The following is a 22,678-nucleotide window of genomic DNA, read 5'->3' as shown; positions in this document are numbered from 1 at the left end:
ACTTAAATTCGTAATTGGTTCTAATATTTCTAAAATCTTTTTTTTTTTAATTGTCTAAAAATTATTTTTTTTTTAATAGCATCGTTTGTTTTTTCAATTTTCAATATTATTCCCTATTGTTTAACTCCCTAAACATCAAGTCAATCATGTCTTTTACAGTATACCTTTTTGGATAGATGTGATTTACTCCTAATTGGTTCAATATATTACCTGTAATTGGTCCAATAGCTACAGTAAGGGTTGTTGTAGATAACTTTTCAACTAGATTATCCTTATCTTCATCTTTAGCTATTTCAAAAAGGTTTGATACAGTTAAAGGACTTGTAAATGTGATTCCGTCAATCTTTTCATCTAAGATGCATTGAATCAGTTTTTCTATCTTGCTTGTGTCCTCTGGAATGACTGATTTATAACTTTCAGCCAAGATCACATTTGCCCCCATATTTTTAAGTCCTTCAGGTAAAATAGTCCTTGCAGAAAATGTCCTAGGGACGCCAACATTTTTATTATTTAAGTCGATTCTTTCAAATTCTTCAAGCAGTCCTTCAGCAGTATAATCTTTAGGTATGATGTCTATAGGGAGTCCTTTTTTTATACCAAGTTCTGCAGTTTTAGTACCTATGGTTGCAATTTTACACTCTGGATTCAACTTGTCCAAGAAGTCCGGATAGAATTCAAAGATTGATTCGATTGAACTTACTGATGTAAATATCAACCAGTCTAGCTCATTGGATTTTTCCATCAGGTTCTTTAGTGATTCGGTATTTTCCAGTTTCAATTCAAGTGTTGGGACTATGATTGCTTCGGATCCATAGTTTTCTATAAACTCCTTTGCGGCTTTTGACCGTTCTTGAGGTCTTGTGATTGCTATTTTCTTTTTCATGTTTACACATCTGATGTAGTTTTAAATTGACTTTTATTATTTAAATAGTTTCTATGAGAGCATTTGAAAACTAATAATTGAATAATTTTTATTTTAGTTTTTTATTTCCTTTTGTTGTTTAAAATTTTCTTATTTTGTTTGATTTGATGTTCAGTTTTGCTATTTTTTTTCATTGCTTTGTTTGAATTACATCGAATGATTTTTCAAACAGTATTTTTTTTTCATTTGTTTATCTGATTGCCTAATTTTCATTTCTTTTGATAAAAAATTTCTTTTGTATTTTATTTTTGTTATTATTTTTGTTATTATTTTTGTAAGTGAAATTATATAATTATTTATAAAATTCATGAAAAATTAGCATAATACTTATTTAAATTTATATAATACTAGTTCTAAAATTATATATGTATGAAAATATTATAAATATATTAAATTTTTTAACTGGTTGTTAGAATTTATTTAATCAGGATTTTTAATATTTATTTTTCAATTGATTAAAATGATATCTAATATGGATTTTTAATATTGACTTTTTCAATTAATTTAAAAGGATATCAAATATTTAATTTTTAATGTGATAAGATGAAAATTCTATTCTTAAACTTACCATATGAATTCAATATAAGCAGGGCTAGCAGATGGCCTGAAAAGACCAAATCAGGTACCTTATATTATCCTTACTGGCTTGCATACTGTGTTGGGGTATGCGAACGTGAGGGATACGACTGCAAATTGGTTGATTGCATTACAAAGGCATATACAACCGAAGATACAGTTGAAGAGGTTAAAAACTACCAACCTGATTATATCATGGCTGAAATAACAACCCCTACTTGCGCTTATGATTATACAGTTATAAATGCCATTAAAGAGGCTTATCCTAAGGCAAAAATACTTATTGGAGGAACTCATGCAACAATATTGCCTGATGCAGTCTTAAAAGAGTGTTTAGGCATCGATTATCTTCTTCGCCAAGAGTATGACTATACTGTAGGGGAGCTTATATCCTCTGATGATGTTGCATCAGTGAAGGGAGTCTCCTATAGGGTAAACTCTGATGGTGTGGACATCGCATCTTTAGGTATCAATCTATTGACTGAACCAGTTGACTTTGAAGTAAGGCATACCGAAGACAGAGAGCCTCTTGAGGACTTGGATAGCCTTCCATATGTTTCAAAGGTTTACCAGAAGTATCTAAACTTCGATGACTATGCATATGCCTTCGCTCAAAAGCCAATGATTCAGATTGTATCATCAAGGGGATGCCCTAACCAGTGCAATTTCTGCAGCTATCCATCTACAATGGGCGGAAGAATTTATAGGACAAGATCAGTCACTGACCTTGCAGATGAGTTTGAATACATCTTGAAGGAGCTTCCAGAGATTAAGGAAATCTTTATTGAGGATGACACATTCACTGTTAATCAGCCAAGGGTTATTGAGTTTTGTGATGAGATTATAAAAAGAGGCCTAAAGCCTATCTGGTCCTGCAATACAAGGGTTGACTTAACCTATGAGACAATGAAAAAGATGAAGGATGCCGGTTGCAGATTACTTGTTTGCGGATATGAGTCTGGTAATCAGGACGTTTTAAATGAGACTAAAAAGGGAATAACCCTTGAACAGTCAAGAGCATTTGCAGAGAATGCCAGAAAGTTAGACATTAAAGTATTTGGCTGCTTTATGATAGGGTTGACTGGTGACAGCCTTGAGACAATCGATGAGACTTATAAGTTTGCTCAATCTGTTTATCCGGACATGTGCTTCTTCCAGCAAGCGGTACCATTCCCAGGTACTGGATTTTATGATTGGGCTAAAGAGAATGGCTATCTCATTACAGAGGACTATTCCAAATGGCTGAATGAGGATCGGTATCTTAATTGTCTGGTGGACTATCCTTATGCAGATCATAAGGAGATAGAGAAGTTAAGAGACAGTCTTATGAGCAAGTATTATTTCTCATTTGCATATATTGTAAAGACTTTCTTAGCTAACCTTGATTGGGTTGAATTCAAGAGAGTCATGCGAGGAGGAACTCAGTATATTACTTTTAGACTTAAAAAAGCTTTAAATAAGTCTGATAATTTGGATTAAGCTTTATTTATACTCTTATTTTTTATTTTTATACTCTTTTATTCTTTTTTTATTCTTTCTTTTTTATTATTTTGACTTATTTTGTTTTGATTATTTGTTTCTATGGTTTCTATTTTAAGATTAATTTGTTTCATAATTATGAAACAATTTTGTAAAAGGAAATATTTTTGGTAGTTTATTTTTTAAAAAAAGGGTTTTAAGAGTTTATTTTAGAAAATTAGTTATTTGGATAAATATTTTAAAAAAAAGTAAATTTAATAGTATTTATAAAAAAAAGAAAAAGTAAAAAAAGAAAAGATACTTATCACAAAATGTGATAAGAATTTTGGTCAAGGTTTTTTGGCCGCAGTCCAAAAAAGCTTGCTTAAACTGCATCTGAGTATAATAATCCACTAGCTCTGAAGACTACAAAGGCTAGGTAGATTGTGAAAATACCAGATAAAATAGCTCCAATATATGTGCCTACATCGCCTAATACACTAAATAAACCTAAAATAAATGATACGACAAGGCCTAGGATAACTAAAATAAGGAATACTGCTATTATTTTTATAATTCCCACTTTTGTAATATCTTTAATTGCTTCTGGAATATTTAATGCTTCACCTAAGCTGTCTGTGTGAGCTAATCTGCATTGAGCCATTAATAAAGCGAATGCTGCTATGATAAATAATATTATTCCTACAATTAAACCTAAAGTTTGATTGAGGTATGATAAAATTATCATAATGATAGTTGGGATTAACATGTAAATGAAGCAAGTAATGTACCATTTAATACCATTAGTTATTTGTCTAGCGAAGTCGATTTCAGGAGCGTCATCTCTTCTTTCAATACCAAAGTTTATAACATCTAATTCGTATCCTAAGATTAATAAGTATATAAGGAAGAATATAATAATTCCAATAATTCCAACAATTCCAGTGGCTGCTGCGCTATTTGCTATTGCACCTGCTCCGACGCCAACGCCGGTTAATACGAGTACAAGACCTGCAACGATACCGAGGACTATGTAAATTATTAAAGCTTTAATGTTATTAATAGGATACTTTAAAGAATCAGTAATAATTTCTCCGATTTCCATAATTACTCCGCTTTATTTTTTTTTATTCACTCATAACTCATAAAGTATATTTGAGTAATAATTAGTTATATTTTTAATACTATTTAAACTTAATGTATTTTTTTGCTTATTTGTTCTTTATTTTAGCATTTAAAATATTTTTTTAATCTATTTTTTATATATTTCATTATTATCTAATTTTGATATATTTTATAATTATTTTTTAATTTTTTTTACTCTTACAGTTATAATAGGTCCTTTTTTTAATAATACTTATCTTGATTATGAGTAATATTTTTTTGTGGGATGTGATGAAAAAGTATTAACTTAACTGTCAAATAACTTATGGAGTGGTTTTAATTAAAAATTAATGATAATTGAAATCGAGTGGGATGTGGCTATGGCTCTTTTATTTATTTATTTTATTTATTCCTTCTGGTAGTGGTGGTGTTTTTTTTTTTAAAAATAGTTAAAAGGGATTGATTTTATTCAATCCTCATTTAAATAGTTTATTTTATTTATTATTATTCAATTCCCTTTATTTGCTTGAATACATCAATGACCTTTCCAATCACAAGTATTGCAGGGGTATTGATTTCCTTATCCGCTATTGTTGCAAGAGTTCCAAAGACAACCCTTTCGTTAGGGAGTGTTCCGCTTTCGATTGCACAGGCAGGAGTGTCTGGATCTCTGTATTTCATAATTTCTGCAGTGTTTTCTTTTATGTTTCCAATTCCCATGAGGATAATTAGGGTGTCTGCAGTATAATCCCATTTTACTTGCTTGTTTTCTTTTGTAGGGTCTTCATGACCTGTTACAACTGTAAAGGATGTTGCAACAGCTCTATGGGTTATAGGAAATGCCATGCTTGTAGGTGCACCGATTGCTGAGGTGACTCCTGGAATGACTTCAAAGTCGATTCCCTCTTCTGCAAGGGCTAAAAGCTCTTCTCCACCTCTGCCGAATACAAATGGGTCTCCTCCTTTGAGCCTGACTACATTTTCATTTTCTTTAGCCTCTTCTATAATCAATTGATTGATCTCATCTTGGGTCTTATAATGCTCTCCAGCTTTTTTTCCTACATAAATGCGCTTTGCTGTATCTGGGGCATGTTTTAATATTTCATCATTGGCTAAATAGTCATATAAAACAACATCTGCTTTATTCAATGCTTTTACAGCTTTTAAAGTTATTAAATCAGGGTCTCCCGGACCTGCACCTATTAAATATACTGGCATGTTATCTTCCTTGCTTGATAGTTTTTTAAATAATTTGAGTTGGTTTTTAAAAAAAGGGTTTATATTTTAATTAAGCTTGAATAAAATATTAAGGTTTTAGATAGCTTAAATATTTTATATTAACTGAATAAATAATTAAGGTTTTAGATAGCTTAAATACTATCTAACATCCCTTTAAAGAATTCAAGACCGTCATCTGAGCCTAATAATTTGGTTGTGGCTCTTTCTGGGTGTGGCATCATTGCAACAACAAGTCCAGACTCATCGCTTACTCCAGTGATAGCTTCCATAGATCCGTTAGGGTTCTCTTCTGCAAACTGAAGCACGATTTGGTCTTGGTCTTTCAATAAATCAATATCCTTAGTGTAGAATCTGCCTTCTGCATGAGCTATTGGTATGTCAATGATTTGGCCTAAATCAAAGTTCTTTGTAAACGGTGTCTTATTGTTTGCCACCTTAAGTCTGCTCCATTCACAATTGAACTTAGGGACTTCATTTGTAATGAACAATCCTGGAACAAGTCCAATCTCTCCAAGAATCTGGGCTCCATTGCATATTCCAAGAACTGGCTTTTCTTCCTTTACAAGTGCCTTAACCCCTTCCACAACAGGTGTGTTGGAAGCTATTGCCCCTGCACGCAAGTAGTCTCCGTAGGAAAATCCTCCAGGTATAACGATTCCATCATAATCAGTCAAGTCTTCATTGTTCCACCAGATATATTCTGCCTCTCCGCCAGCAAGATCTATAGCCTTATAAACGTCGCGGTCACAGTTAGTTCCAGGGAATCTTATAATTCCAATTGCCATTTTATCACTTTAATAATTGTAATATTTTATCAGTCTGTATTTATTCGCAGCTTGCACAGGTAAAGTCCATTTTGATGATTTTTATAGTGTAGTTGTGAATGATCGGATTGCATAATAGCTTTTGACACATGTCATCCACTTTTGCCCTTGCATCATCTTCGGATTCCGCTTCCATTACAAAGCTGATAATCTCTTTTGTCTTGGTTCCTTTTACTTCGTATCCTAAAAGGGATAATGACCTTTGAATGGTAGTTGCTTCTGGATTTAACATTCCTGCTTTTAGGGAAACTTTAACTTCGATATCATACATCATTTTAAACACCTTAAATTTGAATTTATTATTTGATAATAGTTATTTTTATTTTCTATATTTAATTGAATATTTAATTGGATGATTTTTTTTTTTTTTTTTTTTTTTTTAATTGGATATATAATTGAATAATTATTTCTTTGTTTTTTTAAAGTATTGTTCCTATTTAATATTCCATTTTGCCTTATCTTCTTCGGTTAAGAGTCTGTTAAAGACTTCTTCATAGGCATCAATGACCTCGTCATCTTTTCCTTGTCTAAAGAGTTCCTTATCAAGCATATCAAGGGTTTCGGCATCCCATAGTCTGCAGCTATCTGGGCTTATCTCATCACCTAATATGATATTTCCTTGGGAATCCTTACCGAATTCGATTTTAAAGTCAACAAGGATGATTCCAATCTCCTTAAACATTTTGCTCATTACTTCGTTGACCTTTAAGGCAAGCTCCCTTAATTTATCAAGGTCCTCTTGAGAGGCAATTCCAAGGGCGATAGCTATTGCATCATTTAACATAGGGTCATGAAATTCGTCAGCCTTAAAGTCCATCTGTATGAGAGGAGGATTAAATGGGCTCTTATCCTCAAATGGGAATTTTCTTATGATGCTTCCTGTAGCTATGTTTCTTACAATGACCTCTATAGGGATCATATCCAATTTGCGAGCTTTCATGACACATGGCTCGGTTAGTTCGATAAGCTGTGTTTCAACTCCTGCCTCTTCAAGAGTCTCAAAGATTTTTGCACAGATAATTGAGTTGAAATAACCCTTTTTTCCCATGCTTTCTTTTCTTGCTCCATCTCCTGCAGTCATGTCGTCTCTAAAGTCGATTATGACTTCATCAGCATTTTCACCTTGAAAAACACTTTTTGCCTTTCCTTCATAAAGTAATTTTTTAGAATCCATTTCAATCATCTAAATATTGATTTTTTTTATCTTTGTTTAAGATATGTTTTTTATTATTAATATTAGTTAATAGTTATAATGATTAATTCTTTATTTTTAATCATTAATAAATCTAATTTAATTTTGACTTTTTTAATTTCACTCTTGTCTTTTTTAAGATGGATTTTTTAGTTTTAATTCTTTTCGTTTAGAGAATCTTTTTATTTTAATGTTTTTTTAGATGAATTTTTAGTTTTAATTCTTTTCTTTTAGAGGATCTTTTAGTTTCTATCATTAAAATCTTCATTTTTCAAATCATTATTTTTTAATTTTTGAATTTCCTTATTTATTTTTTAGGTATGACTAAATAAAACGCCCATAATATTTTATATGGTTAATAATAAATTAAATAAAGTTAATACATTTTATTTAGGCATAACTAAATATTTTATTCAAAATAAACTAAAATCAAGTCTTATTTTTAAAAATAACCGAAAAGTAAGTATATGTCCTAGAATAAAAATAATATATATTATAAATTTTTATATATAAATTTTTATAATAATTGCATTGGATAAGAAAATTTTGGGGTTGTGTTTTATGGAAAATGCTCCTAATAAAGAAGACATTAAAAAGATTGCAGGAGACGATCTCTCTAAGGCAGAATTAAAAAAGAGAATTATAGAATTATATGATTCTGGCCAAACAATGATGGATATTGCAGATTCTGTAAATAGAAGTAAAATTTATGTAAGCAATGTCATTCATGGATTTTACGATGAGGATGAGATTAAGGTCCGTCAATATGACAAATTAAGAGGGAAAGCAAAACTTGATTTTTCAAGATATAGAAGTTCTACAGGTATTTATAGGGTTAGTTATGTAGAAAACAAAAGAAGCGGAAATGATTATTGGTCATATCAGTACTATGACGATGGCAGATTGAAAAGAATCGTTTCTGTCAATTTATACAAGCTTAAAACTGTTGTAACTGAAAAAGGATTGGACTGGTTTGAATTTACTGAAGAAGCTAAAGAGATGGTTTTAAAAGATAAGGAAAACTTTGATGAAAGCTCTCTTAAGAGAACAAACAAGACTGGATTCTACAGGGTTACAAAGCGAAAAACCAATACAAAGCAAGGATACACTTGGGCTTATTCATTTAAGGAGAACAATCATCTTTATTTTGTAAGTTCCATCAGCATTTCAAAGCTTAAGGAAAAGGTCTTAAGCAATGGCTGGGAATGGGAAGAATTAACTGAGGAAGCCACTAGATTGGTAGAAGAGGATTCTAAAAAGCGAATTTAAATCATGTTTGGCTATTTTTCTAATCTTAGTTCGTTCTATTTCTAGAGATTTATTATAGTTCTTTTTTATAATCTTAGTCTATCTTTTGTCTTATTTTCATTATTCCCTTATTTTTACTTATTTTTTTTATCTTAATTCTATTTTTATTTATTTTTCATCTCTTGACTTAGTTTTATCTTATTTTAGTTTTTCTTGTCTTATTTTCATTTATTTTTCATCTCTTGACTTAGTTTTATCTTATTTTAGTTTTTCTTGTCTTATTTTTATTTATTTTTCATCTATTTTTACTCATTTTTTTATCTTAATTCTATTGTTTATTATTATTTTAACTTATTTTCCACCAATCAATCTTAAAAAATAGAATATTTTATAAGCTATTTCTTATAAAAATATAAATAATATTAACTATAAACAATTTATAAATACTGTTTATAAATTTAAAAAATTTTAAAATGAAATTGGTAATTTTTAATTATTTTAATCAATTTTTAAAAACTAATAGTATTATACTAATTAAAATGTAATAACTGTGGTGGATAATATGTGTGGGATTGTAGGATGTGTACTAAAAGAAGGCAAAGTAGCCCCTATCTTATTTGACTCTATATCTAAACTTGAATACCGTGGATATGATTCTATCGGCATAGCTTGTGCAGATGAAGACAAAATAAATCTTAAAAAGGATTCAGGAAAAATTGCAGAAGTCGATGCAAAGCTTGACTTATGTGATTTGGAAGGCAAATATGGAATTGCCCATGTAAGGTGGGCAACTCACGGAGATCCAAGTAAAATCAATTCACACCCTCATCTCAATGGCGACGGCACCATTGCAGTTGTTCACAATGGAATCATTGAAAATTATCTCTCAATCAAGGAAGAGCTTGAAGGGGAAGGTTACCAGTTTGTCTCTGATACCGACACTGAAGTGATTCCTCATCTTATTGACAAATATATGAAAACAGGCCTTGATTTGACCCAATCAGTTCGCAAGGTAATCGGTGTCATTGAAGGGGCATATGCACTTGCAGCAATATCCTCCGCTGAGCCTAACCGCATAGTTGCAACAAGAAAGGACAGTCCCCTTATCGTTGGAATAGGAGATAGCGAGTTCTTTGTTGCATCCGACTATCCTGCTATCTTAAAGTATACAAACAACATCGCATTCCTTGAAAAGGGAGAAATTGTCATTTTAGATGAGGATGGAGTGAAGTTCCTTGATGAAAATGACCAAGAGATGACTAAGGAGATTGAAGTCATTGAATGGTCCCCTGAAATGGCTGAAAAGGGTGGTTATGATCACTTCATGATTAAGGAAATCAATGAACAGTCCACAGCCATTAAAAACACCTTGAATGAAAAGGATAAGGTAAAGGAAATCGTTGATGAGGTCAAGGGAACAATCAATAGGGTTGTCTTTGTGGCATGCGGAACCTCCTATCATGCGTCCCTCACTGGAAAATATCTTATCGAGTCATTGGTGGGAATACCAACTGAGGTATTGCTGGCTTCTGAATTCAAGTACTCTGCAAAGGCCTTAAATGACAAGACCCTTGTAATATTCATATCACAGTCTGGAGAGACTGCAGACACCTTAAAGGCACTTGATGTTGCCAATGAAACTTCAAAGACCTTGGCAATTGTTAATGTGAGGGGATCATCTGCAACAAGAAGGGCAGACTATGTTATTCAAACTCAAGCAGGTCCTGAAATTGGTGTTGCAGCTACTAAAACCTATGTAAGTCAATTGGTGGCTATCTACTTATTCTCAGCACTTCTTGGTGAGGATCATGAGCTTCTTAAGAGATTGGAAAAGGTTCCGGATTACATTGAAGAGGTCCTCCAAAAGCGAGATGAGATTAAGGAAATCTCTAAAAAGTATAAGAGGGACAAGGATGCCTTCTTTATTGGAAGAGGATTCTCCTATCCTATTGCATTGGAAGGAGCACTTAAATTAAAGGAAATCTCATACATACATGCTGAAGGATATGCTGCAGGAGAGCTAAAGCATGGTCCTATTGCCCTTATTGACAGAAACATTCCAGTAGTTGTGGTTATACCTCCGGGCCAAGACCATAAGAAGATCATGAGCAATCTCCAAGAGGTCAAGGCAAGAGGCGCTGATGTATTGGGAATCGGTGCAGTTGGCGATGAGGACTTGATTTCAGAGTCTGATGATACATTCCTTATAAACTGTGATGTTGATGATATAATTGCTCCACTTGTTTATATAGTTCCTCTTCAGCTTTTAAGCTATCATGTTTCTGTAATTAGAGAGCTTGATCCGGACAAGCCAAAGAATTTGGCTAAGTGTGTAACTGTGGAATAAATTAATTTAATTTAAAATAATTAGTCTATTTCCTTAGATTTATAATTTAGGGTTTAGGCTTTTCTTTTTCTTTTTTTCTTAACTCGCAGAGCATTTTCTTTAACTGATTTTTACTAGTTTTAACTCTTTAAACCATCTATTTTTTCATCAAATATGGTGATATTGGTTTTTGACTATTTAACCCCACTAGCTATTCTTACATATGGAATCTTGCTCATTACGTATATTAAAAGCCAACTTAATCCTATTATGATTATTGAGCTTACAGGAAGCCAAAACAGTGCATGTGTTTTTCTTATTGGAGCTAAAAATCCATTATACATAATATATCTCATAAGAATATAATGTGAGAAATAGATTCCAAAGCTGCATGATGCAAATAGAACAATCACTTCACCTAATTTGGTTTCCCTAAATTCAATTTCTTGCATCTTTCCTTTTATCCCATTTGGTGCTTGCATACTTAAATGCAATGAATAGCCCTATTGTTTCCATTATTACACATATGTCAAAGAAGTCTATCGGTGCAAGGGAAAGTCCTCCAAGACCCTTAAGATAGATTTTTGCAAAGTGTCCGCAGATTCCGACTATAAACAAGACGCATCCGATAGCAAACATCTTCTTATCTGAATACTTAAACTTCTTATTGTGAATGTAAGACCCCATAATGAAGTATCCGAGAACTGGGAAGAAGTTAAAGATGACTCTAAAGTTATATTTCATTTGAGGATAGTCAAAGAATCCGAATGTGTATAATAGGGACAGTATTATTGTAATTAAAATCAGATATTCTGCTCCCCAATTTCCCTCTTCACGTATAAAGCTGCTGATGACTGGTATTAATAGATAAACTCCAATAAGTGACCAAATAAACCAGAACAGTGCAGAATAGTCTCCAACACCAAATGCAGTGTTTACCACATATTCGAATGTAAGGTCATAATGCCAAATCAGCACTCCGGCAACTATATATATTATTATCCAAGAGAAGAAAGGCAGACATACACGTTTGAATCGCTTTTCTAAAAACTTTTTTACCTCATATTTTCTAGTTAAAAGAAGAGATCCGCTTACTGTAAAAAAGAGAGGAACGCCTATACGAGTTAGGGAAAATACTCCGCTGCAGAACAGCCAACTATTGTAGTTATATGAAAACAGCCTTGCCAAATGCCCAATGACTACGAGCATGATTGCAAGTGAGCGAACTTCATCTAAATATAATATTCTCTTGGGACTTATGGTCATCTTATCACATTTAATATTATATTTGTTCGTATTTATAAAGATACTTAATTGTTAATAATTTTATATTTCTTAATGGAGCATTTGGCTTGTTTTATACAGTTTAAATTAAGTGTACCTATGAACATTTTTTAAATAAATAATGTCTTTTATATTGGTCATTTTTTTAATTTCCTTTTTAAAATAGACTATATCTCCATCAGAAGTAATAAAGCCCATATCTAGATTTTGTGAAAGTGACAAATCATGACAATCTACAAGTATTTCACTATCTGGAGAATGTATTTCTCTGTTTCCTCTTTTAAGCTCTTCTAATCTTTTGACTAACTGAATATATTCTGCTTTGAATTGTCTTTCGTATAAATTTAACATTTCATCACAGTAGTTATAATTTCTATACATCTTTTTCTTTAGTCCTTGTGAAATTAAATTTAGATTTTCATTAAGTTCTATAGAGTTTACATCATCTAACCATCCACCTTTTGTCCAAACTAAATTTGCTAAATTTTCTTGTTCGAAAGGTACTTTTTTGTTATTAATATATTCTATAGATTTCACTAATTTAATGAATTCAGTTTTACTAATAATCTCTTTGTCTAAATCTTCTTTAATTTGATTAAAAAAGTTTGAATAAGTTTTAATTAATTTTTCAAGTTTATATTCAGATTCTCCTTTTACTGTAGTTGACCAGTATATATTTTCATTTTTCATTAGGTTTTCAGCATAATAATGCCAATAATCTATTTCTATGCAGTAACCAATAATTACATTGCTATCTATGAATAATTTCATTTCATCCCCTCTACTTTAATGCATGCTTTTTCATCAATTCAAAGAATTCACTTACGTCCTCTTCACATTCTCCTTCAAAAATTGCATAATACTCTCGTTTACGATTGAAAAAGAACTTACTAAATTCTCCGTATCTTTTTTCAAAGATTTCTTTTGATTCTTCATCAATATCTTTAAAGCTAATGCTCTTAGAGTGGGATTTATTGCTTAATAGTTCAAATTTAAATTCTGTTAAATTTTTGAATTCATTAAAAATCTTTAATATGATTTTTAACTCTTCGATACTTCCATAATCAAGAGTTTGGTTCATCATGCTTTGAATTTCTCTAAAATCATAATATTCATCATAGTTGATGTATTCTATTTTTAAATATTCTGCAATAGATTCAGTTGTTTCTTTAATTTCTTTTATTCGGGATTTAATAAAGGGATCAGATAAATCGAGTAGTTTTTCGTTTAAAAAAGAATCTTCTTGTGAAGTTCCTTTAAAAAACCTTGAGATTTTTTCAACTACAAAATTAATCTTTTCTTTGAAAATTCTTTCATAGTTTTTAATATCAATGTTTTTCTGGCTTGGTGTATTCATATACATATTTAGTCTCCTTATTTTTAATAAATTTATTCAAATGTCCTTTTTTTGATTTGATTTCATAGTGAAAGTTTATTATTACAGATATTCCATATCAAAAAGACTTAAATATTTTTTCGCCATCAAATGTTTTGTTTTGCCTTTTAATGTATGATATTCTATTTCGCATTTAAAAAAGAAATTAGAGAACTCCTCATATCTTTTTTCAAATTCTTTTTTTGAGTTTTGATTCATATTATCGAAAATTTGCTTTGCTTTAAGCCCTTTTTTGGCTTTTCCATTAACTCTTTATGCAATAATTCAAATTTAATTTGGGTGATTTTTTCAAACTCTTTTAATATTTTTACAACAATCTCTATTTCTCTTATGTTTTCATTTTCCAGGGCTTGATTTAATAAATATTGAATCTCCATAAAGTCGTAATATTCTTTTGGAAAGATATGTTCCTCTTTGAGATATTCTCCAATCGATTCGGCACTTTCTTTGATTTCAGCTATTCTCTCTTTAGAAATTATGTTTTTAGTTTCTAAATCAATCTTATTGTGGTCTGATGTATTCGTGGATTATCAGTTCTTCTAAATTTCAAATATTCGTTTTTGTGATTCGTTTGATGTGTGTGCTATTATCTCTTAATCTCATTATATTTAAATTTAACCTTTTTTATGTCTTTTATTTAATATTTAGACAAACATTTGATTTTATTTTTTAATATTGGTTTACTATTTATTATAAATAGTAAATTTAGGCCTTAAAAATCGGTTTTGTTTTATGTATAGTTTACTATATATAAAAAGTTCGTATACTATAAAATAAACTAATTTTTGAATGCAATTTTAGTGAAAAATTTTTTGCTTTAATTCTTGTTCAAAACCAGAATTCATTTTTCAATTTAAAATTTCCTTTTTTAAATCATAATTTCCATTTTCAAATTCAAGTCTCATTTTCCAATTCAAAATCCGCCATTCAGAATCAAAACCATAGATTTATTTAAATATCTTAAAAATAAATATTAATTTAATTAGTCAATTAATCAATTAAACAATTTTAAACAATTTGGTGAGGTCATGAAATACGATTATCTAATAGTAGGGTCCGGCCTTTTCGGATCCGTATTTGCTTATGAAATGAACAGGAGAGGCAAGAGTTGCCTTGTAATAGAAAAGAGAAGCCATATTGGAGGCAATGTTTACACAGAGGAAAAGCACAATATAAATGTCCATAAGTATGGTGCGCATATATTCCACACCAACAATAAAGAGGTATGGAATTATATCAATCAATTTGCGGAGTTTAACCGCTACACAAACTCACCTGTTGCCAACTACAAGGGCGAATTATACAACCTTCCTTTCAATATGAACACCTTCTACCAGATGTGGGGAGTGAAAACTCCAGAGGAGGCCAAGGCAAAGATTAAGCAGCAAAAAGCTGAGGCAAATATTGATGAGCCTCAAAACCTTGAGGAGCAGGCAATCTCCCTTATTGGCCGAGACATATACGAAAAATTAGTTAAGGGATATACCGAAAAGCAGTGGGGAAGGGATTGCACAGATCTTCCATCCTTCATTATCAAAAGGCTTCCGGTAAGGTTCACCTTTGACAACAACTATTTCAACGACCTCTATCAAGGAATTCCAATGGGGGGATATACTAAAATAATTGAAAAGATGCTTGATGGAATTGACGTTGAGCTAAACACTGATTTTCTTGAGGATAAGGATAAATGGATGGCTATGGCAGATAGGGTCTTATTTACAGGGATGATCGATGAGTATTATGACTACTGCTTTGGAGAGCTTGAATACAGAGGCCTTGACTTTGAGTTTGAGACCTTGGATATGGAAAACTATCAGGGAAACGCTGTAATTAATTATACAGATAGAGAAACCCCTTATACAAGGATAATTGAGCATAAGCACTTTGAGAATGCAGTCTCTGATAAGACCGTGATTACTAGGGAGTATCCAAAGGCTTGGGAAAAGGGCCAAGAGGCATACTATCCTATGAATGATGAGAGAAACACTGAGCTATTTAATAGGTATAATGACTTGGCAGATAAAGAAGGCAATGTAATCTTTGGCGGAAGGCTTGGGATGTATAGGTACTTTGACATGTGGCAGGTCATTGATGAGGCATTGAAGTTAGTTAAATCTTTAGAATAGTCTTTTAAGGGTTTATTTAACTTTCTTTTTAAATACTTATTTTAACCTCTTTTATTTCTTAGGATTTATTTAATCTTTTTCCATTTAAGTAGTTATTTAACTTTTTTTAATAATTTTGTATATGTTTCTAATTTAAATTTACATTTTGATGATAACTATTTTTGTTTTGTTTTAAAAAACTGTGAAAGGAAAAGTTTTTAATTGAAAAAATAGAATTTTGATAAAAAATTAGATATTTTTCCAAAATATTAGAATGATAGTTAAACTTATAAAGTAGAATATAAAAAATTTAAAATAGTATTAATTATAATATAATACTTAATAAAAAATTGCAATTCTACTTCGTTTTATCTCGATATAACGAAGTAAAATATTTTTCTATCTAAATTTTTATAGGAATTAAATCATGTCAAGTCAAAATATCCAGATTTATGTTGTATCCCATAGTGAAGAGGATATCAAAAATATTGATTCTAACGACATTTACACTCCTCTTTTTGTTGGACGTGCAGGCAAGGACAATTTAGGCTTTGTAAGTGACGATACTGGAGATAACATATCCAATAAAAACTCTTCCTACTGTGAACTAACAGGACTTTACTGGATGTGGAAAAACAGCCCTGCAGACATAATTGGTCTTGTCCATTATAGAAGATACTTTGCAAACTGGAGACTTGGAAAAAGGTTAGAACGAGAAGATATTGAAAAAATATTCTCTGAATATGATATTATTCTTCCTAAAAAGACAACTGCTCTTTTAGGCTCAGTATATGAAGACTACGACCATTGGAACTATGCTAAAGACTTGGACCTCTGTGAAGAGGTTATAGGCGAACAATGTCCTGAATATCTTGATAGTTATAAACGAGTTGTGGAAGGAAAAGATCTCTACTATTACAACATGTTCATAGCCCCTAAGGAAGTCATTGCTCCTTATTGTGACTGGGTATTTCCTATTCTTGCAGAGGTAGAAAAAAGAGTGGACATGACTGGATATGATGATTATCAAAAAAGAATCTATGGATTCTTAACAGAACGTCTCTTTGATGTTTGGATGGACAAACAAAACTTGAGAGTAAAGGAATGTGAACTAAAAGTCAATGGACTTAGGCTTAATGTCCATATGTGGATTGTAAAAAGAAAGATTGTAAGATGGGCTTATGTCCATATTTATATGGGCTTGCTTCATAAGGATATGAGACGTTAAGAATTATTTTTATTTTATTTGTGCTGTGAAATTATGAGTGAAAAGAAAAAAATTAAAGTAAAATTTGTTGATTTTCAAGATAGTCTAAAAGAGAATGATAATTTCTTTATAGACAGTCTAAAAAAGAATTTTGATGTTGAGGTTTCAGATGACCCGGATTATCTCTTTTTTGGCGCTTATGGTTACAAACACTTAGATTATGACTGTATAAGAATCATGTGGACTATTGAAAATTATGTTCCTGACTTCAATATCTGTGATTATGCATTAGCTTATGATATCATTGAATTTGGGGACAGATATCTTCGTTTTCCATTTTTCTTAAATCGTCCTGAAATTGAAAACGTTAGAAAAACAATAGAAAGAAAACCAATTGACACAAGCGTTAAAACTGATTTTTGCAGTTTTGTAGTTTCCAATGAATGGGGAGACGATTATAGAATCCGTCTGTTCCATGAATTAAGCAAATACAAGAAAGTGGACTCTGGAGGAAGGTCTCTCAATAATATTGGTGGACCTATCGGCATGGGCCTTGATAAGAAGTTTGAATTTGATGTAACTCATAAATTTTCATTTGCTCTTGAAAATGCTCAAAACAGGGGCTATACTACTGAAAAAATATTTGATGCTTTTGCTGCAGGCTGCATTCCAATCTATTGGGGAGATCCTAATATTGAAGAGGAATTCAACCCTAAATCCTTTATAAATTGTAATGATTTGACTGTAGAGGAAGCCGTGGAAAAAATTAAAGAAGTCGACCAAAACGATGAACTTTATCATGCCATGCTAAATGAACCTACTTTTTTAGGTGATTTGGACAAATATCTTCAGGATTTTGATGACTTCTTGTTTAATATCTGCAATCAGCCTTTAGAGAAAGCCTACCGTAGGGATAGGATAATGAAAGGAAAAACTCAAGAGCATCAGTACAAATTGATTAACAGATTTTATTATAAACCTTATTTTTTCTTAATTAAGGTAGCACAGAAATTACACATTGAATTTATCGGAAGAAAGATTTATCACTTCATTAGAGACTAAATAACTAATTTATAGAAAATACTGTACATTAAATTAAAATAAATAATTTTAGAGGGGAAAAGATATGCAAACTGTTGGAATGATTCTTTGTGGCGGTTTTGGAAAAAGACTTAGGCCAGTTACTGAAAAAGTGCCAAAGCCGTTAGTGGAAATTAAAGAAGATTATGCAATACTTGATAAACAATTATTTGATTTTAAAAATGCTGGAATAAACGAGGTTTATCTATTAGCAGGATTTTTACACGAAAAAATCCAAGAACGCTATGGTGACGAATATAAAGGCATAAAAATCAATTATGTCATTGAAGACGAACCTTTAGGAACACTTAATGCAATCAGATTAGGTATGGAAGCACTTGGAGAAGATAAACAAGTTGTTATTAGAAATGGAGATATAGTTGCAGACATTAACCTTAAAAAGATGATAGAATATGGCGAAAGATCAGATTACTTTGTTACAATGTTTGTCACCAAAATGACTTCTCCATATGGAATTGTAGACATAAGTGGAGATAAAATCACTGCTTTTAAAGAAAAACCACTATTGGATTACTATATAAACGGAGGAATTTACTTCACCAAAGGGTTATTGGACTTCGGAGAATTTAAAACAGGTGATATAGAAAAAACATTATTCCCAGTGCTTGCTAAAGAAAACAAACTTGGATACTACAGGGAAGATGATCTCTTTTGGATGGCAATCGACACATCAAAAGAATTGGAATCTGTTCAAAAGGAGTATGAAAACAAAACAGACAAGCCTTGGGGATATGAGAAGGTCCTCATTTATACTGACAAGTACCTTACAAAAGAGCTTTACTTAAAAGAAGGATTTCAGACTTCTTTCCACTATCACAATGATAAGGATGAAACCATGTACATAATGTCCGGTGCAGGATACATCGAGTTTGAAGACAGGAAAGAATACTTTGGAAAAAACGATTCCATTCGTATTAAACCTGGTGTTGTCCATTCTATTATTGCAACTGAAAATACAACATTACATGAGGTTTCTACACCATTTTTAGATGATACAATCAGAGTAAAAGATTATTATACTCGTTAATCATCGAATAATGTATTTGAACAATAAATATTTTGAAGAGCATACAATGGTGAAAAGAGGAGAATAAAAGAATTAATCAAATTTTTGTTGAATAAAACTAACAAACATGGCTGGTTTATTTAAATGAATATTGGTATGAAAATCCTAAATGTATGCTCTTTTTGGCTGTGATTATTAATGGAGCAAATGCATTTTTTGTAAGGGATGATTGTTTTGATGAACTCTATTAGAATCAGAACATGCAGAATACCCTTATGAGCCATTTTAAGATGTAAAATTATGTATTCCATAAAAGAGCATTTAGTCTAAGAGATAATTGATGATATTTTAAACATAAATGGGGAAAATCAAGGATAATTTTAGACAAATTAATTATTTTTAAAATCATTGTAAGGAATTGGAAAGAAAAGATATTTATTTAAAGATTTGTTTTTTTATTAATAATAGGGTTTAAGAATTCAAAGGTTTATAATCTGTGTTTATAAAGAGATGGGGTTTTAAGAATGCTAATGTCTATAATCTGTGTTTATAATGATGAAGAGGTTTTAGAAAAATATTTGTTAGAATCATTAAAAACACAAAATGAAGAATATGAATTAATATTAATTGATAATAGAAATCATGAATTTAATTCCGCAGCTTCAGCCCTAAATTATGGTGGAAAAAAAGCAAAAGGAGAAATATTGCTTTTTGTTCATCAAGATGTGGAATTTTATGAAAATAACTTAAAAGATATAAAATATTACTTTGAAAATTGTCAAAATCTAGGAATTGCTGGAGTTCAAGGAGTTTCTGAGGAAAACTATGGGAGAATTACTACAAATATCGTCTCTGGGATTCCAAAATCAACAGTGTCAGATTATAGTATTACAGATATAACCGAAACCCAAACCCTTGACGAACTATTGCTTATAATTCCCAAAGAGGTATTCGGAAAATATCAATTTGATGAAGAAACCTGTTATGATTGGCACTTATATGGAGCAGATTATTGTTTAAACATTAAACAAAAAGGATATTCTGTAGTTTTATTCCCAATAACATTATATCATGTATCTGAAGGAGGTTCAATGTCTTTAGAATACTTTAAAACATTGAAAAAAGTTTTAAATAAATATAAATATGATTATAATCGCATATACACAAATTGTTTATTAAGTCATGAACCGAATAATCAGTTAAAGTTGGATATCCTTTACTATTCTGAAATTTTACATATAAGGAATCCCATAACTAATTTTTTATCAAATTTTAACTTTCTAAAAAAAATCTTAAAATAAATCAACAGACAATTTTTTAAGAAATTTCACTGATAACATGAATCAAATTAAATCCATTTTTAAAAATACTGGTTGGTTATCTGTTTCACAAGTGATAACAAGCATTTGTGCATTCCTATGGACCATAATCATAGCCCGATACCTGGGAGTATCTGATTATGGCATTGTCTCATTTGCAGTTTCTTTCACTGGCCTTATGGGAATAGTGATGGATTTGGGAATAAGCACATACATCACTCGTGAAATTGCGAAACATAAAGATTTAGTAAGGAAATATTTTAACAATATCTTTTTATTTAAGCTTATATTAGCCATTATCTTATTTATTTTAAGTGGATTGATTTTGTATGTCATGGGATACTCTCATTTAACTATAATAGTTACTTTGGTTTTTACAATAGAACTTATCTTCATGTCTATGACTACTTTTTTAAATGGAGTTTTCCAGGCCTTTGAAAAAGTAAAATATCAAGCCATAGGAGCTATATTAAATAGCAGTTTTTTATTAATAGGCATTCTAATAACATTAGGGTTTGATTTGGGCGTTATATCCATTGCCTTTGCCTACACTGTTGCATATTCAATATATTTTTCATATATGTTTTTATCATATGTTAAAACATTCAGCCGACCTCATTTAGAATTGGATACAAATTTCATAAGGGAAGTAATAATCAAATCCATTCCTTTTGGACTTACAAACTTCTTCTATTCTATTTATTTTTCAATTGACATTGTAATGTTGTCCTATTTGGCTGGAGATTATGCAACAGGACTTTATAAGTCTGCATACAACATAATAAATGTTTTCACAACATTTTTTGTAGTTTACCAAAGCGTAATATTCCCTGTTATGAGCAAATTCTTCAAAGAAAGCCAAAATCTAATCAAAGTTAGCTATGAGCTTTCTGTAAAATATTTGTTGTTAATTATTATTCCTATCAGCATAGGCATTTTCTTCTATGCAAGACCAGTGGTGGATCTTATTTACAGCAACCAATACTCACTTGCCTCAACTCCAGTCCAAATACTTATCTGGACAGTTTCATTCCTATTTGTCAATGGAGCAGCGGCAGTTTTACTAAATGCAATCGATAAGGAGAAAACTGTAACAAAAATCTATATTATAGCAGCAATATTTAATGTGTGCCTTAATTTAATACTTATTCCAAGGTTTAGCTATGATGGTGCAGCAATAGCTACAGTACTTAGTGAAATATTGATTACTATTATTACACTTTATCATATATTCAAAACAGACTACAAACCAGATTTAGGACTATTGAAGAATGTTATAAAACTAATCGTTTGTGGAATAATCCTTTTTGTAGCATTATATTACTTAAATCTCTCCCTATGGTTTGCAATACCTGTAGGATTTATAGTTTATCTAATATCCCTATTTATAACAAAATCTATTGATGATAATGATAGATATGTAATTAGAGAATTAATAAACAGATAATTTTATTTTTTTCGATTTTCAAATTTAACTCTTTTCACTTTTACATTTTTGCACACTTGTGTTTTTGCACAATTACAGAATGCAAGAATCTTTATATGCTCCAAAAGCAAATTTAATTTTACAAAAAGGATTTTAAGATACTATGAAAACCATAAAAGTAGATGTTGAAAGGAATATTCAAATAAGATAGTTATGGATTCAACTGCAATTCATTATTTAATAGCATGAAATCCTATGATAAGGTAATATTGGATTTTAAGAATCTTGAGTTTACAAGCAGATCTTTTGTCAAGAGTATGTATGTCAGAAATATCATTCTAAAGTGGAAATTGTTGAAATAAACAAGTTTGATTTTATAAAAGGTTTATTTGAAATTGTAGAAGAGGGATATAGAAAGACTTTTTTATCTTAAGGATTTTTCACCCAATTCTTAAAATATTCACCACCATAAGCTCCCTAAATCTTAAAATATATTAAAAATGAATTACTAATTTAATAAATATAAAAAGTAATTTAAAAAACTATTATAATTTAATATAATTAAAATTGATTAATTCGAATTCACGTGAACTTATCAAAATAAACTATGAAATATCAGCCAAATATATTTTAATGATTATTATTCCACTTAGCATAGGTATTTTCTTCTATGCAAGGCTTATCATTGACTTTATTTACAGCAACCAATACTCTCTTGCATCAACTCTTATTCAAATAATTGTTTGACCGTTTCCTTCCTATTTGTCAATGGAGCAGCATCTGTTTTGCTGAATGCAATTGATAAGGAAAAGGCAGTAACAAAAATCTATATTATGGCAGTTATATTTAACGTATGTCTTAATTTGGTTCTTATTCCAATGTTTAGTTATGATGGAGAGGCAATATCCACTGTATTAAGTGTGAAATATTTATTATCATTTTAAC

22 protein-coding genes are annotated in these 22,678 nt (G+C 30.7%); 10 read left to right on the top strand and 12 right to left on the bottom strand.

The features are described 5' to 3' along the window. Nucleotides 1–106: 106 nt before the first annotated feature. Nucleotides 107–883: a uroporphyrinogen-III synthase gene (locus MRU_RS07710; protein WP_012956343.1), complete on the bottom strand. Its 777-nt coding sequence runs from the start codon at nucleotides 881–883 to the stop codon at nucleotides 107–109. Nucleotides 884–1,465: 582 nt separating this feature from the next. Here MRU_RS07710 and MRU_RS07705 point away from each other — a divergent pair. Continuing rightward, a complete protein-coding gene (locus MRU_RS07705; protein ID WP_012956342.1) occupies nucleotides 1,466–2,977 on the top strand; it encodes a B12-binding domain-containing radical SAM protein in 1,512 nt (503 codons plus the stop codon). Nucleotides 2,978–3,341: 364 nt separating this feature from the next. Here the strand turns inward: MRU_RS07705 and MRU_RS07700 are convergent, their stop codons facing one another. From MRU_RS07700 to purC, 5 genes are all read right to left on the bottom strand, one after another. After that, nucleotides 3,342–4,061: a DUF4013 domain-containing protein gene (locus MRU_RS07700; RefSeq protein WP_012956341.1), complete on the bottom strand. Its 720-nt coding sequence runs from the start codon at nucleotides 4,059–4,061 to the stop codon at nucleotides 3,342–3,344. Between the two features lie 503 nt (nucleotides 4,062–4,564). Then, nucleotides 4,565–5,278: a uroporphyrinogen-III C-methyltransferase gene (gene cobA / locus MRU_RS07695; protein WP_012956340.1), complete on the bottom strand. Its 714-nt coding sequence runs from the start codon at nucleotides 5,276–5,278 to the stop codon at nucleotides 4,565–4,567. A 152-nt stretch (nucleotides 5,279–5,430) separates the two neighbouring features. Further along, a complete protein-coding gene (gene purQ / locus MRU_RS07690) occupies nucleotides 5,431–6,084 on the bottom strand; it encodes a phosphoribosylformylglycinamidine synthase subunit PurQ (protein WP_012956339.1) in 654 nt (217 codons plus the stop codon). Nucleotides 6,085–6,124: 40 nt separating this feature from the next. Further along, a complete protein-coding gene (gene purS / locus MRU_RS07685; protein WP_012956338.1) occupies nucleotides 6,125–6,397 on the bottom strand; it encodes a phosphoribosylformylglycinamidine synthase subunit PurS in 273 nt (90 codons plus the stop codon). Between the two features lie 159 nt (nucleotides 6,398–6,556). Continuing rightward, the gene (gene purC / locus MRU_RS07680) at nucleotides 6,557–7,297 is read right to left on the bottom strand and encodes a phosphoribosylaminoimidazolesuccinocarboxamide synthase (protein WP_048812476.1); all 741 of its coding nucleotides are present in this window, start codon (nucleotides 7,295–7,297) and stop codon (nucleotides 6,557–6,559) included. A gap of 579 nt (nucleotides 7,298–7,876) precedes the next feature. On the opposite strand from purC, the gene MRU_RS07675 reads away from it, so the two are divergent. Then, complete coding sequence (locus tag MRU_RS07675) at nucleotides 7,877–8,584, top strand: hypothetical protein (RefSeq protein ID WP_012956336.1); 708 nt, start codon at nucleotides 7,877–7,879, stop codon at nucleotides 8,582–8,584. Between the two features lie 541 nt (nucleotides 8,585–9,125). Continuing rightward, the gene (glmS, locus tag MRU_RS07670) at nucleotides 9,126–10,910 is read left to right on the top strand and encodes a glutamine--fructose-6-phosphate transaminase (isomerizing) (RefSeq protein WP_012956335.1); all 1,785 of its coding nucleotides are present in this window, start codon (nucleotides 9,126–9,128) and stop codon (nucleotides 10,908–10,910) included. A gap of 173 nt (nucleotides 10,911–11,083) precedes the next feature. Here glmS and MRU_RS07665 read toward each other — a convergent pair whose 3' ends face one another. The 5 genes from MRU_RS07665 to MRU_RS07645 all read right to left on the bottom strand — a co-directional run bounded on the left by MRU_RS07665 (nucleotide 11,084) and on the right by MRU_RS07645 (nucleotide 13,946). After that, nucleotides 11,084–11,341, bottom strand: a complete 258-nt coding sequence (locus MRU_RS07665) for a hypothetical protein (protein ID WP_012956334.1) — start codon at nucleotides 11,339–11,341, stop codon at nucleotides 11,084–11,086. Further along, on the bottom strand, nucleotides 11,328–12,155 hold the full coding sequence (locus MRU_RS07660; RefSeq protein WP_012956333.1) for an acyltransferase: 828 nt from the start codon (nucleotides 12,153–12,155) through the stop codon (nucleotides 11,328–11,330). The genes MRU_RS07665 and MRU_RS07660 overlap by 14 nt, the downstream gene beginning before the upstream one ends. 105 nt (nucleotides 12,156–12,260) lie before the next feature. Continuing rightward, entirely contained in the window at nucleotides 12,261–12,944 is a 684-nt protein-coding gene (locus tag MRU_RS07655; RefSeq protein WP_012956332.1) for a hypothetical protein, read from the bottom strand. A gap of 10 nt (nucleotides 12,945–12,954) precedes the next feature. Beyond that, complete coding sequence (locus MRU_RS07650; protein ID WP_012956331.1) at nucleotides 12,955–13,536, bottom strand: hypothetical protein; 582 nt, start codon at nucleotides 13,534–13,536, stop codon at nucleotides 12,955–12,957. Nucleotides 13,537–13,763: 227 nt separating this feature from the next. Next, complete coding sequence (locus MRU_RS07645; protein WP_012956329.1) at nucleotides 13,764–13,946, bottom strand: hypothetical protein; 183 nt, start codon at nucleotides 13,944–13,946, stop codon at nucleotides 13,764–13,766. Between the two features lie 651 nt (nucleotides 13,947–14,597). On the opposite strand from MRU_RS07645, the gene glf reads away from it, so the two are divergent. The 4 genes from glf to MRU_RS07625 all read left to right on the top strand — a co-directional run bounded on the left by glf (nucleotide 14,598) and on the right by MRU_RS07625 (nucleotide 19,009). Further along, nucleotides 14,598–15,695, top strand: a complete 1,098-nt coding sequence (glf, locus tag MRU_RS07640; protein ID WP_012956328.1) for a UDP-galactopyranose mutase — start codon at nucleotides 14,598–14,600, stop codon at nucleotides 15,693–15,695. 406 nt (nucleotides 15,696–16,101) lie between these two features. Then, entirely contained in the window at nucleotides 16,102–16,902 is an 801-nt protein-coding gene (locus tag MRU_RS07635) for a DUF4422 domain-containing protein (RefSeq protein WP_012956327.1), read from the top strand. A 33-nt stretch (nucleotides 16,903–16,935) separates the two neighbouring features. Next, nucleotides 16,936–17,943, top strand: a complete 1,008-nt coding sequence (locus MRU_RS07630) for a glycosyltransferase family 10 domain-containing protein (RefSeq protein ID WP_012956326.1) — start codon at nucleotides 16,936–16,938, stop codon at nucleotides 17,941–17,943. Between the two features lie 64 nt (nucleotides 17,944–18,007). Further along, entirely contained in the window at nucleotides 18,008–19,009 is a 1,002-nt protein-coding gene (locus tag MRU_RS07625) for a sugar phosphate nucleotidyltransferase (protein WP_012956325.1), read from the top strand. Between the two features lie 119 nt (nucleotides 19,010–19,128). Here MRU_RS07625 and MRU_RS11950 read toward each other — a convergent pair whose 3' ends face one another. Then, nucleotides 19,129–19,299 carry a hypothetical protein gene (locus tag MRU_RS11950; RefSeq protein WP_171776170.1) on the bottom strand — a complete coding sequence of 57 codons (171 nt, stop codon included), beginning with the start codon at nucleotides 19,297–19,299 and terminating at the stop codon, nucleotides 19,129–19,131. Nucleotides 19,300–19,512: 213 nt separating this feature from the next. Between MRU_RS11950 and MRU_RS07620 the strand changes: the two genes are divergently transcribed. The 3 genes from MRU_RS07620 (at nucleotide 19,513) to MRU_RS07610 (ending at nucleotide 22,677) form a co-directional block, all read left to right on the top strand. Next, nucleotides 19,513–20,289 (top strand): glycosyltransferase family 2 protein, encoded by a 777-nt coding sequence (locus tag MRU_RS07620; RefSeq protein WP_012956324.1) that lies wholly within the window; start codon nucleotides 19,513–19,515, stop codon nucleotides 20,287–20,289. Between the two features lie 37 nt (nucleotides 20,290–20,326). After that, nucleotides 20,327–21,754, top strand: coding sequence for a flippase (locus MRU_RS07615; protein WP_012956323.1), 1,428 nt, complete (start codon nucleotides 20,327–20,329; stop codon nucleotides 21,752–21,754). Nucleotides 21,755–22,476: 722 nt separating this feature from the next. Continuing rightward, a complete protein-coding gene (locus MRU_RS07610) occupies nucleotides 22,477–22,677 on the top strand; it encodes a polysaccharide biosynthesis C-terminal domain-containing protein (protein ID WP_012956321.1) in 201 nt (66 codons plus the stop codon). Nucleotide 22,678: the final 1 nt, after the last annotated feature.

The organism is Methanobrevibacter ruminantium M1 (genome assembly GCF_000024185.1).
GTDB lineage: Archaea > Methanobacteriota > Methanobacteria > Methanobacteriales > Methanobacteriaceae > Methanobrevibacter > Methanobrevibacter ruminantium.
This window is presented reverse-complemented; position numbering and strand designations above follow the sequence as displayed.